The organism is Kribbella kalugense, assembly GCF_004365875.1.
GTDB classification, from domain to species: Bacteria; Actinomycetota; Actinomycetes; order Propionibacteriales; family Kribbellaceae; genus Kribbella; species Kribbella kalugense.
Genome location: NZ_SODF01000004.1, coordinates 449,175 through 461,332 on the forward strand (window position 1 = coordinate 449,175; position 12,158 = coordinate 461,332).

Annotated in this window: 12 protein-coding genes; 9 read left to right on the forward strand and 3 right to left on the reverse strand. The window is 68.0% G+C overall.

What is annotated here, in order from left to right:
- The first annotated feature begins 3 nt into the window (after window positions 1-3).
- From cydB to EV650_RS39500, 6 genes are read left to right on the forward strand one after another with little or no spacing between them, the layout of a single operon-like run.
- The gene (cydB, locus tag EV650_RS39475; protein WP_134124347.1) at window positions 4-984 is read left to right on the forward strand and encodes a cytochrome d ubiquinol oxidase subunit II; all 981 of its coding nucleotides are present in this window, start codon (window positions 4-6) and stop codon (window positions 982-984) included.
- Complete coding sequence (cydD, locus tag EV650_RS39480; RefSeq protein WP_134124348.1) at window positions 981-2,606, forward strand: thiol reductant ABC exporter subunit CydD; 1,626 nt, start codon at window positions 981-983, stop codon at window positions 2,604-2,606. Before cydB ends, cydD begins: the two co-directional genes overlap by 4 nt.
- On the forward strand, window positions 2,603-4,195 hold the full coding sequence (gene cydC / locus EV650_RS39485; protein WP_134124349.1) for a thiol reductant ABC exporter subunit CydC: 1,593 nt from the start codon (window positions 2,603-2,605) through the stop codon (window positions 4,193-4,195). Before cydD ends, cydC begins: the two co-directional genes overlap by 4 nt.
- 43 nt (window positions 4,196-4,238) lie before the next feature.
- A complete protein-coding gene (gene ftsY / locus EV650_RS39490) occupies window positions 4,239-5,423 on the forward strand; it encodes a signal recognition particle-docking protein FtsY (RefSeq protein ID WP_134124350.1) in 1,185 nt (394 codons plus the stop codon).
- A gap of 60 nt (window positions 5,424-5,483) precedes the next feature.
- Complete coding sequence (locus EV650_RS39495) at window positions 5,484-5,891, forward strand: YciI family protein (protein WP_134124351.1); 408 nt, start codon at window positions 5,484-5,486, stop codon at window positions 5,889-5,891.
- Window positions 5,869-7,089, forward strand: coding sequence for an RNA polymerase sigma factor (locus EV650_RS39500; RefSeq protein ID WP_134124352.1), 1,221 nt, complete (start codon window positions 5,869-5,871; stop codon window positions 7,087-7,089). The genes EV650_RS39495 and EV650_RS39500 overlap by 23 nt, the downstream gene beginning before the upstream one ends.
- On the opposite strand, the gene EV650_RS39505 is transcribed toward EV650_RS39500, so the two are convergent.
- The gene (locus tag EV650_RS39505; RefSeq protein WP_134124353.1) at window positions 7,086-8,045 is read right to left on the reverse strand and encodes an asparaginase; all 960 of its coding nucleotides are present in this window, start codon (window positions 8,043-8,045) and stop codon (window positions 7,086-7,088) included. The genes EV650_RS39500 and EV650_RS39505 overlap by 4 nt on opposite strands.
- A 13-nt stretch (window positions 8,046-8,058) precedes the next feature.
- A complete protein-coding gene (locus tag EV650_RS39510) occupies window positions 8,059-8,634 on the reverse strand; it encodes a helix-turn-helix domain-containing protein (protein ID WP_134124354.1) in 576 nt (191 codons plus the stop codon).
- Window positions 8,635-8,719: 85 nt separating this feature from the next.
- Here EV650_RS39510 and EV650_RS39515 point away from each other — a divergent pair, with 85 nt between their 5' ends.
- The 3 genes from EV650_RS39515 to EV650_RS39525 are packed head-to-tail and all read left to right on the forward strand — an operon-like array spanning window position 8,720 to window position 11,354.
- A complete protein-coding gene (locus EV650_RS39515; RefSeq protein ID WP_134124355.1) occupies window positions 8,720-9,667 on the forward strand; it encodes an NAD(P)/FAD-dependent oxidoreductase in 948 nt (315 codons plus the stop codon).
- A gap of 26 nt (window positions 9,668-9,693) precedes the next feature.
- Window positions 9,694-10,137: an RNA polymerase sigma factor gene (locus EV650_RS39520; protein ID WP_134124356.1), complete on the forward strand. Its 444-nt coding sequence runs from the start codon at window positions 9,694-9,696 to the stop codon at window positions 10,135-10,137.
- Window positions 10,134-11,354, forward strand: a complete 1,221-nt coding sequence (locus tag EV650_RS39525; RefSeq protein ID WP_134124357.1) for a hypothetical protein — start codon at window positions 10,134-10,136, stop codon at window positions 11,352-11,354. Before EV650_RS39520 ends, EV650_RS39525 begins: the two co-directional genes overlap by 4 nt.
- Here the strand turns inward: EV650_RS39525 and EV650_RS39530 are convergent.
- Window positions 11,283-11,882 (reverse strand): TetR/AcrR family transcriptional regulator, encoded by a 600-nt coding sequence (locus EV650_RS39530; protein WP_238174767.1) that lies wholly within the window; start codon window positions 11,880-11,882, stop codon window positions 11,283-11,285. The two genes, EV650_RS39525 and EV650_RS39530, sit on opposite strands and share 72 nt — an antisense overlap.
- Window positions 11,883-12,158 lie beyond the last annotated feature (276 nt).

Sequence of the window (12,158 nt, forward strand, 5' to 3'; positions counted from 1 at the left end):
GAGATGGAACTGACGACGGTGTGGTTCGTCGCGATCGCGACGCTGTGGACCGGGTACTTCGTGCTCGAGGGCTTCGACTTCGGAGTCGGGATGCTGTTCCGCGTGCTCGGCCGGAACGAGCCCGAACGACGGGCCGCGATCACCACGATCGGGCCGGTCTGGGACGGCAACGAGGTCTGGCTGATCATGGCCGGCGCGGCCACCTTCGCCGCGTTCCCGGAGTGGTACGCGACGATGTTCAGCGGGTTCTACCTGCCGCTGTTCGCGATCCTGGTCGGGCTGATCGTGCGCGGCGTCGCGCTGGAGTATCGCGGGAAGCGGGACGATCCGGTCTGGCGCAGTCGGATGGATCTGATGATCACGATCGGCTCGGTGCTGCCGGCCCTGCTCTGGGGCGTTGCCTTCGGCAACATCGTCCGGGGTGTGCCGCTGGACGCCGATCACGAGTACATCGGCGGCCTCGGGACGCTGCTCAACCCGTTCGCGCTGCTCGGCGGTCTGACCTTCGTCGCGGTGTTCATCACCCATGGCGCGATCTTCCTCGCGCTGCGCACCACCGACGACCTGCGCGTTCGCGCCAACCGGCTGGCCACCCGCGCCGGAGTCGTCGCCGCGGTGCTCACGATCGCCTTTCTGGCCTGGGCGCAGGCGCTGCGCGGCGACCCCGTCTCGGTTGGCTTCGCGATCGCCGCGGTGGTCGCGTTCGCCGGCGGCCTGGTGGCGAACCTCCTCCGCCGCGAAGGCTGGGCCTTTACCGGTACGACGCTCGCCATCGGACTGGCTGTGGTGTCGTTGTTCATCGCGCTGTTCCCGGACGTGATGCCGTCGACGCTCCCAGGTACGACGTTGACCGCAGTAGATGCGGCGTCCTCGGCGTACACGTTGAAGGCGATGACGATCATCACCGCGATCTTCTTCCCACTGGTCCTGCTGTATCAGGGCTGGACGTACTGGGTCTTCCGCAAGCGGGTCGTGGTGTCATGAAGCCGCTGGACCCGCGGTTGCTTCGGAGAGCCAGGGAGGCTCGGGTCTTCCTTGGCGCGTCCGTCCTGATCGGTGTCGCCAGTGGCGTGCTGATCGTCGTACAGGCTGTGCTGCTGGCGCATGGCATTGCAGGCGTCGTACTGCGGGGCAGTGGAGTCACAGGTTTGGCCTGGGGATTGGCTGCGGTCGTTGCGGGGCGGGCGTTGCTGGTGTGGGCGCAGGAGGTGGTCGCACAGCGCGCTGCGGCCGCGGTGAAGTCGACGCTACGTCGGCAGGTGCTGGAGCACTCGCTGAAGCTCGGACCGGTCTGGCTCAGTGGTGAACGCAGCAGTGCGCTGACAACCCTGCTGACCAAGGGACTCGACGATCTGGATCCGTACTTCGCCCGCTACCTGCCACAGCTCGTCCTGGCATCGACAGTGCCCGCTGGCGTGATCGGCTGGATGGCAACTGGTGATTTGATCGCAGCCGGGACGGTGCTGATCACACTGCCATTGATCCCGATCTTCATGGCACTGATCGGTTGGGCGACCGAGGCGCGCAGTCGGCGCCGTCAGCATGCGTTGGCGGTGCTGGCTCATCATTTCGCTGATGTGGTTGGCGGACTGACCACGCTGAAGCTGTTCGGGCGCGCGAAGGCTCAGCAGGCCGCCGTACGCCGGGTGACCGATCAGCACCGGGTTGCCTCGATGGGGAGCCTGCGGCTGGCGTTCTTGTCGTCGTTCGCGCTGGAGTTGCTGGCCAGCATCTCGGTGGCGTTGGTCGCCGTGGGGGTCGGTCTGCGGTTGGTCGACGGGAAGCTTGGGCTCGAGACCGCCTTGATGGTGCTGATCCTGGCACCGGAGGCGTACCTGCCGTTGCGACAGGTCGGTCAGCAGTTCCACGCGAGTGCGGACGGGGTGGCGGCGAGCGAAGAGGTGTTCCGGGTGCTGGAGACGCCCCTGCCGGTGCGCGGCGATCGGACCGACGTACCTGACCTGCGAGTAACTCCTCTGCATCTGTACGACGTGACTGTGCGGTATCCGGGTCGTGCAGAGCCGGCGTTGGACGGGTTCGACCTGGAGCTTCGGCCAGGTGAGGTGGTGGCCCTGACCGGGCCAAGTGGCGCTGGCAAGTCCACTGCGCTGGCTGTGCTGTTGGGGTTCGTTGAGCCGGAGCGTGGTGTGGTCGTGGCTGGTGGCAGTGCGGCTGACGAGTTCGATGCGGTGGTGTGGCGGCGTCAGTTCGCATGGGTGCCGCAGCGGCCTGGGCTGCGGCTCGGTTCGGTTGCGGACAACGTGCGGTTGGGTCGACCGGACGCGTCGGATGACGAGGTGCGGTTGGCGCTGATCACGGCCGGCGCCGGTGAGCTGGCATTGGACAAGGCAGTCGGGGAGCAGGGGCAGTTGCTGTCCGGCGGCCAGCAGCGTCGAGTGGCTCTGGCTCGGGCGCTGATCACTGATGCGCCCGTGCTGTTGCTGGACGAGCCCACCGCCGGCCTCGACCCCGGCGCGGAAGCCACAGTGGTCGCCGGCCTACGGTCCACCGGTCGAACCGTCCTGATGGTCGCCCACCGCCCCGCCCTGATAGCCGCCGCAGACCGAACAGTCTCCGTAGAAGCACGAGAGCTGGTGGACGCATGATCAAGCCAGACCGGCGACTAGTACTCGCACTCCTGCTAGGCGTTGCAGCCGCAGGATCATCCGTCGCCCTACTCGCAACCTCGGCCTGGCTGATCACGGCTGCGTCGGCACAGCCACCCGTGCTCCTGTTGATGGTTCCGATCGTCGCGGTACGGGCGTTCGGCGTAGGGCGGGGCGTCTTCCGGTACGTCGAGCGCCTGGTCAGCCACGACGCGGCGTACCGGGTCCTTGGAGAGACCCGGGCCCGCATCACCGGGCGGCTCGAGAAGATCGCACCAGGTGGACTGACCTCGCGGCGGAAGGGCGACCTGCTCGCTCGACTCGTGCTGGACGTGGATGCGGTCCTCGACCTCTGGCTGCGAGTCCTCCTGCCAATCGCAGTCGCAGCCGTGACAGCCGCCGCAACGGTGGCCCTGCTCGCTCTACTGCTCCCAGCGGCCGGTGCGGCCGTCGCATTGGCGGTCCTGGTCGCGTGCACCGTCGTACCGTGGCTGACCGCCCGGACTGCCGAGCGTGCCGAACGCAACCTCGCCGGCGCCCGTGGCGACGTCGCAGCCACTGCGACCGAGACCTTGCTGACCGCAGCCGACGTGATCGCCTACAACGCGATCGACTCGGTGCTGGACGACTTCAGCCGACGCGACGCCCGCCTGGCCGCCGCCGAACGCCGGTCAGCCTGGAGCACCGGCCTCGGCAGTGCCCTCCTCGTCCTCTGCATCGGTGGCGCCACCCTGGCCGCACTCGTCCTCGGAAGTACGGCGAACATCACCGGCGCGGTCTTCGCCGTACTGGTCCTCACCCCGCTCGCCCTGGCCGACGTCCTCGGCGGCATCCCAGCGGCCGCCCAGCTGGCCATCCGAGTACGAGCCGCACTCGCCAGAGTCCAGGAGCTCGTCGACACCCCAGAGCCCGTCACCGAACCGACCGATCCGCTCCCACTGCCCACCGGTCGTGGTCTCCAGGTGAAGCTGCTGCGCGTCGGGTACGACGACAGCGACGTACTGGACGGACTCAGCCTGGACATGCCGGCCGGGAGTCGTGTGGTGATCACAGGTCCGAGTGGCTCGGGCAAGAGCACACTGGCCGCGGTCCTACTGCGGTTCCTCGAGCCGCGCGGGGGAGAGGTGCTGCTGGACGGTGTGGACCTGGCCAGGCTCGAAGGCGACCAGGTGCGGTCTGTCGTCGGGCTGCTGACCCAGGAGAGCCACGTGTTCGACACGAGCATCCGGGAGAACCTGTTGCTCGCGAAGCCGGGGGTGAGCGACCTGCAGTTGTGGAAGGCGCTCTATCGGGCACGACTGGGCATATTCGTCGAGAACCTGCCGGACGGCCTCGACACGATGGTCGGCGAGCACGGTGCAAAGCTCTCCGGTGGTGAGCGCCAGCGGCTCGCGTTCGCCAGGCTCCTGCTCGCAGACCGCGACGTACTCGTCCTGGATGAGCCGACCGAGCACCTGGACGAGGAGACTGCCCAGGCACTGCTCGCGGACCTGTTCGCGGCGGCAGGCGACCGGACCGTGGTTCTGCTCACTCACCGGCCCGAGCTGGTGCCTCCTCACGTAACGCGACAACTGGTTTGCCTGACGTGACAAATGCGGGCGGCGGGCCGGGTGTCTGTCAAGATGGGGAATCGTGTTGACCCCATTGCTCGTCCCGCTGCTGACAGACCAGGCCCTGATCACGATCGTGGTGGTGATCGCGGTCATCCTCGTCGTCGGCACCACTGGTCTCGTCGTCGCCCGGCGCCGCCGCGCCGAGCTGCCGGGGGCTACCAAACCGCCGATCGAGGCTGCTGAGCCCCAGGTTGGCGACGACGCCGAAGAACCGCGTGACACGCCGACGAGGACGCTGGAGGACGCCGAGCTGCCGGAGGCCCCGGCCGCGACGCTCGAGACGCCGGAGTCCGCGCAGGGCCGGCTGGTCCGGCTGCGCGCTCGGCTGGCCCGGTCGCAGGGTTCGCTCGGCAAGGGACTGCTCGCGCTGCTGTCCAGGGACAAGCTCGACGAGGAGACCTGGGAGGACATCGAGACCACGCTGATCACGGCGGACGTCGGTGTCGGGCCCACACAGGAGCTGGTCGAGAAGCTGCGCACCCGGATGCGCGTCGAGGGCGTCGGCGCCGCACAGGCCCGGGAGATCCTCCGCGAGGAGCTGGTCGCTCTGGTCGACCCGTCGATGGACCGGACGCTGAACGTGACCCGCAAGGAGACCCAGCCGGCGGTCGTCCTGGTGGTCGGCGTGAACGGCACCGGCAAGACCACGACGGTCGGCAAGCTCGCCCGGGTCCTGGTCGCCGAGGACAAGCACGTCGTACTAGGTGCGGCGGACACGTTCCGGGCGGCGGCCGCGGACCAGCTGCAGACGTGGGGCGAGCGGGTCGGCGTGCGGACCGTGCGTGGTCCGGAGGGCGGCGACCCGGCCAGCATCGCGTTCGACTCCGTCAAGGAGGGCATCGCGGAGGAGGCCGACGTAGTACTGGTCGACACCGCCGGCCGCCTGCACACCAAGACCGGTCTGATGGACGAGCTCGGCAAGGTGAAGCGGGTCATCGAGAAGTCCGCCGAGGTGGACGAGGTCCTGCTGGTCATCGACGCGACCACCGGTCAGAACGGCCTCACCCAGGCACGGGTGTTCGCAGAGGTCATCGACGTCACCGGACTGGTCCTGACCAAGCTGGACGGTACGGCGAAGGGCGGCATCGTGATCGCGGTCCAGCGCGAACTCGGCGTACCGGTGAAGCTGGTTGGGCTGGGTGAGGGTGCAGACGACCTGGCGCCGTTCGACCCGGAACAATTCGTCGATGCACTGCTGGATTGATGTAGAGATCCCGGTGCGGGCTCCGTCTCCAGGTAAAAGGCGCTACTACGAGGAGATGACATGACCAAGTTCATGCTGCTGATGAACATGGACGGCGGGAACTGTGAGACGCCGATGCTGGAGTGGGACGAGGCCGACATGAAGGCCCACATGGACCACCTCGGCGAGGGCATCGAGCGACTGCGGCAGAGCGGCGAGCTGGTCGAGGTCCAGGGCCTGACCTGGCCGTCGCACGCCAAGGTGGTGCGGGCGACCAGCGTGACCGCGCCGGTGCTGACAGACGGTCCGTACGCCGAGTCGAAAGAGGTCCTGGCCGGCTACACGATGATCGACGTGGAGTCAGAGGAGCGGGCCTACGAGATCGCGGCGTACCAGTCCGCCGCGCCTGGACCAGGCGGCGTACCGCTCGAGCAACCGATCGAAGTCCGCCGCGTCATGGACTCGGATGCCGATCTCCACGACTTCTGACCCTGAGGGTCTGAGTGACGGCCTCGAGGACCTGCTGCGTGAGCTGACGCCGCAGGTCCTCGGGGCCGTTGTGCGCTGGTCAGGTGACTTCGCCGCGGCCGAGGACGCGGTCCAGGAGGCCCTGCTGGCTGCGGCGACCACCTGGCCGCGGGACGGCCGGCCCGACAAGCCGAAGGCCTGGCTGATCCAGACGGCCTCGCGGCGGCTGATCGACGAGGTTCGCCAGCAGCAGGCACGGCGGCGCCGCGAGGAGCGGGCCGCGCTGCGGGAGGTGCCGGCCGCGGAGGTCGAGGAGCACGACGACACGCTCCGGCTGCTGTTCCTGTGCTGCCATCCCGCACTCACGCCGGCCTCAGCGATCGCGCTGACCCTTCGGGCGGTCGGCGGCCTGACCACGACCGAGATCGCGACCGCGTACTTGGTGCCTGAGGCAACGATGGCGCAGCGGATCAGCCGGGCGAAACAGAAGCTGAAAGGCGCCAGCTTCGAGCTGGACGCCGATCCGGACCGGCTGCGCAACGTCCTGCATGTCCTCTACCTGATGTTCAACGAGGGCTATACGAGCACCAGTGGTCCCGAGTTGCACCGCAGCGACCTCTCCGCCGAGGCGATCCGGCTGACGCGCGCCGTACGTACCCAGCTGCCCGACGACGGGCAGGTGACCGGGCTGCTCGCCCTGATGCTGCTGACCGACGCCCGCCGTACCGCGCGAACCGGCAAGGGTGGAGAGATCATTCCGCTGGCCGAGCAGGACCGGTCGCTGTGGGACCACGTTCAGATCACCGAAGGCGTGGCGCTCGCGGTCGAAGCGTTCGGTACGCCGCCACTCGGTGAGTACCAGATCCAGGCCGCGATCGCTGCCCTGCATGACGAGGTGGACCGCGCCGAGGACACCGACTGGCCACAGATCCTCGCGCTCTACGGACTCCTCGAAGACCTGTCCGGCAACCCGATGGTCAAGCTCAACCGGGCGATCGCAGCCGCCATGGTCGACGGCCCCGACGCCGGTCTGAAGCTCCTCGAAGCACTCGACGACGAGCTCGCCGGCCACTACCGCCTGGACGCGACCCGCGGACACCTCTACGAGATGCGCGGTGACCACGCGACCGCCGCCGAACACTTCCGTGCGGCGGCCCGTGGTACGACGAGCCTGCCCGAGCGCGACTACCTGATGACCAAGGCCGCGTCGCTCGGTTAGACGTACTGCGCGAACGCCCCCGTGATGTCGTCATCTGTTGCCAGCAGCAACCGAAGCAGCACCCGCGCCTTGTAGGGGTCGAGGAATCCGCCGTCGATCAGGCCGCGTTGCAACAGGTCGGTTTCGGACCCGGGGGAGTCGTACGTGTTGCGGACGATCGAGCCGGCGCCGGTCCGTGAGGTAAGGACGACCGGCATCCGCGTCGCCAGCTCGCCGAGCACCGGCGCGAGTGCGGCCGGCACGTGCCCGACGCCGTACCCCGCGACGACCAGACCCTGATGAGTCTCGGCCAACCCCTGCAGCAGCAAGCCGTCGTCGTCCATGGTGACCGTGTAGAGCGCCACCCGGAGGTGGTCCAGCTCGGAGGGCTCGGCGCTGCCTTGTACGCCGTCCAGCCGGAGCGGACGGGTGAGGACGCGGACCCGGTCCTCGACCACGTGGCCGATCGGGCCAGTGTTCGGTGACACGAACGTCGCCGTACTCGTGCTGTGCGTCTTGCGCACCCAGCGGGCCGCGTGGATCTCTTCCTTGAAGACGACCAGTGCGCCGAGGTCACGGGCCGCAGGGGAGCAGGCCACGCGCAGAGCGGCCAGGAGGTTCGCTGGGCCGTCAGGACCGGCCAGTGTCGGGTTGCGCATCGCTCCGGTGAAGACGAGCGGCTGTGGGTGCGGCCAGACCAGATCGGCGAGGAAGGCACTCTCCTCGAGTGTGTCGGTGCCCTGGGTGACCACGGCCCCCGCAGCGCCGGCGGCGACGGCCTTGGAAGCGGCGTCGACGACCTCGAGCACCTTGCCGGCAGTCAGGTTGGCACTGGGGATCTTCTCGATGTCCTGGATCTCCACCGGATGACCCAGCTCGTCCAGGCCGGGCATCGCTGCTGTGAGGTCCTCACCGGTCAGGCGTTGGCTGCCGGCCATCGAGATCGTTCCACCCAACGTGAACAACGCGACGCTCACTGAAAGCCTCCAGTCATTTGGTCCGGGCTCTGACATGCATCCGCTCCCCTTGCGGGCCGTAAAGACATAGCACCTCGGTCGGTCCAGGACCGGGGTTGGCGAACCAGTGCGGCACCCGGCAGTCGAATTCGGCCACCTCACCCTCCTTCAGCACGAAGTCCTGGTCGCCGAGCTTCAGCCGGACCTGCCCGGACAGCACATAGATCCAGTCGTAGCCCTCGTGCGTCTTCTGCACCACGTCGTTGCCGGGAAAGCCCTCCGGCAGGATCTGCTTGAACGCTTGCAGTCCACCCGGCCGACGGCTCAGCGGGATGTGCACAGTGCCATGACGCTTGATCGGCTTCGCGTAGATCCGCGGGTCGCCGGTCGGGGGTGCGTCGACCAGCTCGTCCAGCTGCACCTGATGCGCGCGGGCCAGCGGCAGCAGCAGCTCCAGGGTCGGCCGGCGCTGACCGGACTCCAGCCGGGACAGCGTGCTGACCGAGATGCCGGTCTCCTCGGACAGCTGGGCCAGCGTCGTCCCGCGCTCGATCCGCAGCCCGCGGAGCCGCGGTCCGACCGATTCGAGGACGTCGTCGTCGTTTGCCATACCAGCAACAATACTTGTCGAAAATGAAAACCGCGCCGCATGCTCGAGACACCTGAACTGCTTCGAACTAATGGGGAGTCCTGAGATGACGAAGTACGACGTGATCGTGATCGGTGGCGGCGCGGCCGGGCTGAGCGGGGCGCTGGCCCTGGTCCGGTTCCGCCGTTCGGTGCTGGTGATCGACGACGGCACACCGCGCAACGCGCCCGCCGAGGCCGTGCACAACTACCTGACCCGCGACGGCGCGTCACCGAGCGAGATCTACGCGATCGGCCGCCAAGAGGTCATCGGGTACGGCGGTGAGGTCGCTGAGGGCACTGTGATCGCGGCGCGGCGTGACGACGACGGGTTCACGGTCGAGCTTGCTGACGGTACGACGTACCGGAGTCGGCGGCTGCTGGTGACGACGGGGCTGACCGACGTACTGCCCGACGTGCCCGGACTGGCTGAGCGGTGGGGCAAGGACGTGGTGCACTGCCCGTACTGCCATGGCTGGGAGGTGCAGGACCAGGCGATCGGCGTACTGGCGACCAGTCCGATGGCAATGCACCAGGTGCAGCTGTTCCGTCAGTTGAGTGACGACGTGACGCTGTTCCTGCATACGGCACCGGAGCCGACCGAGGAGCAGTGGGAAGAGCTGGCTGCGCGCGGAATCGCCGTAGTACAAGGGAAAGTCGAGCAGATCGCGGTGGAGGGCGACCGGATCACCGGTGTGCGGCTGGAAGGCGGCACGGTGATCCCGCGGCAGGCGTTGGCGGTCCAGACCACCGTGCGAGCCCGGGCCGGCTTCCTGGCCGACCTGGGACTCGAGACGACGGTGATCGAGACCAACGGCGTCGAGGTCGGTACTGCGGTCAAGGTCGACGCGATGGGTGCGACGGAGGTGCCTGGTGTCTTCGCAGCCGGCAACGTCACCAATCCGATGGCCCAGGTGATGCCCTCGGCGGCGGCCGGGCTGATGGCGGCCGGTGGTCTCAACTTCGACCTGATCACCGAAGAGACGCGATTGGCTGTAGCAGCGCGCAGTAGTTGAGGGGTTGAATAGGCGCGGGAGGGTGGATGCGCGACACGGTCGACCCGGATTTCGCCTCGTTCGTCGATGCGCGGCAGGGTAGATGGCTCCGTACGGCGTACCTCGTGTACGGCGATCTGGAGCGAGCAGAGAGGGCGCTGTTGCGCGCGTTCACTCAGCTCTCGCTGCACTGGGTGCGAGTGGACGACCCGGACGCGTTCGTCCAACGGCTGCTCTACCTGCCGGCACTGAAGCCGTGGAACCGGGCGAAGGCGTTCCCGGACGAGGACGACCAGGTGAAGCACGCACTGGGTGAGCTGACGCCGGCACAGCGCGCCGTGTTCGTTCTGCTGCACGTCGAGGAGCTCACCGAGTTCGAGGTGGCCGATCTGCTCGGGATGTCGCAGACAGCCGTGCACGGGCACGGCCTGAGCGCCTTCGGCCTGTTCCGTACGGCGTTGGGCGCGGGGGACTGGCGTGATGCCAAATGAGGCGCGAGGACGTCCCGCCGCTGCTCTTCCAGGTGACCGACGACCTGCCCGAACCGGACCTGGCCGACGTGGCCTGGGCAGGCGGACTGCGGGTACGACGTCGACGCCGCCGTACCGTCCTGATCAGCGTGGTGCTCGTACTGGTGGCGTTGCTCGTCACCTCGATACTGATCGAGATGGGGCAGTCGGACGGCGGCGGCAAGGCGGACGCCCTCCCGCTGGACCATCAGCCCACCGGCTACATCGCACCGGCCGGCCAGATCGCCGGAATCGACTACTGGCTGGCGCCACCAGCCGGTAGTGAGCGATTCCTCGATCGGCTCGACACTGTGCTGGGTGACCGGCTGGCACTGCCGGACAAGGTCAATCGGCTGGCCGACCACAAGCTCGACAAAGTCGTCGCCGTCGTGCTGGTGAAGAACGGCGACGGCTACCAGCCACTGCTACTCGGCGGCGACGCGTCCTGGTCGCAGGCCGACGTCAGCCTGCTCCCCGTGGGCGGTGCGTCGCCGCTGAGCCCAGGAGCCATCTCACCCGACGGCCGGACGGTTGCCTTCCCCCAGCCAGGACAGCTGGTCACGGTCAACGCCTCGACAGCCAAGGTCGATGACTACAGCCTGCCCGGTGGGGACTTCCGGAGTGTGTCCTGGCTCCAGGACGCACAGCGTGTCCTGGTGAGCGCACCCGGTGTCGCGTACCGCGTGGTGGTCGGGGAGGGCCGCAACGGCGAGCAGCCGGTGGTCCGGATCAACGGAGCCAAGGACCCGGAGGCGATCACCGCGCCGTACCGGATCGACTCGGGCGCCGTGACGCGGTACCTAGACACTGGCCGGTGGACCGAGGACAGCATGCTGCCGCTGCCGGTCCAGTCGTGGGTGGGCCAGACGTTCTCGTCGGTCGGCACCGTGGCCCGGCTGTTCGTCGCCGGGAAGTTGCCGCAGGTCCCGGCGATGGTCTCGCAGCCACAGGGAGTGGCTGCGATATCCACCTATCGGTCGGTGCCCAGTCGGCTGCTGATGCTGGATGACCCTCTCACCGGTTCCGGTGACGTGCGGGATCCCGGCTGTTGCGCGGTACTGGGCTGGTACGACGAGCAGAACCTGTTACTGCAGGTCCGAGGCTGGGTCTTGGCCTGGGACCTGGACTCAGGCAATGTGCGGCGCGTTACCGAACTCGCCGTTGGCGAGCTGGCTCTCGGGCCGGGCCTGAGCGGTTGAACTGTCCTGTGTTGCCCTGTCCTGCGTCGCACTGTCCTGGGTTGATCGATCCATGACAGCCTGCAGCGTGACGTCGACCAGGCGATCGGCGTCTTCCGGCGATGGCATCGGCTGCCCGGTCAGTGCGCGGATCACGAACACACCGGCCATCCACTCCACCATCAGCACCGGGTCCGCGGTGCTCTTGATCGGCTCTCCCCGGGTCCGCGCCCGGTCGAGTGCCGCTTTGGTCAGTACGATCCGGCGTTCCAGGACGTCCCGGTAGATCGCGGCGGTCCGCTCGTCGCGGTTCGCCTCCGAGACTGCCAGGCGGATCACAGCAAGTCCCCTTTCGGTGTTCACGAACTCCAGTGCGTAGCGGTAGACCTGACGCAGATCGCCGGCGATCGAGCCGGTGTCCGCGTCCGGGATCGCGATGTCGAACAGGTCCGCCATCGCGTCGTTGGCGAGTAGCTCCTTGCTGGCCCACCGCCGGTAGATCGTCGCCTTGCCGACCCCAGCCGCCTCGGCGACATCGTCCACCGTCATTCCTTCGAATCCCCGCTCCAACAGCAGTTGCACGGCATACCGGCGGATCCTCGGTTCCGCCTCCGGGTCCCGTGGCCTGCCGCGGCGCGGCCTCACCCCGTGGATCGGCTCCATTTCCTCGTCCCCAGCTCAGACGGGTGCAGTGGCGCGGCTGCGGCCCGTGTGGTCCAGGCCAGAGTGCCACAAGTTGGCCCGTCGTGAGCCATGTCACCTCGATGTCACCTGAGAGGGCGCTTTGTCACATGCCTGAAACAAATGGACCGATCGGCTGAAACG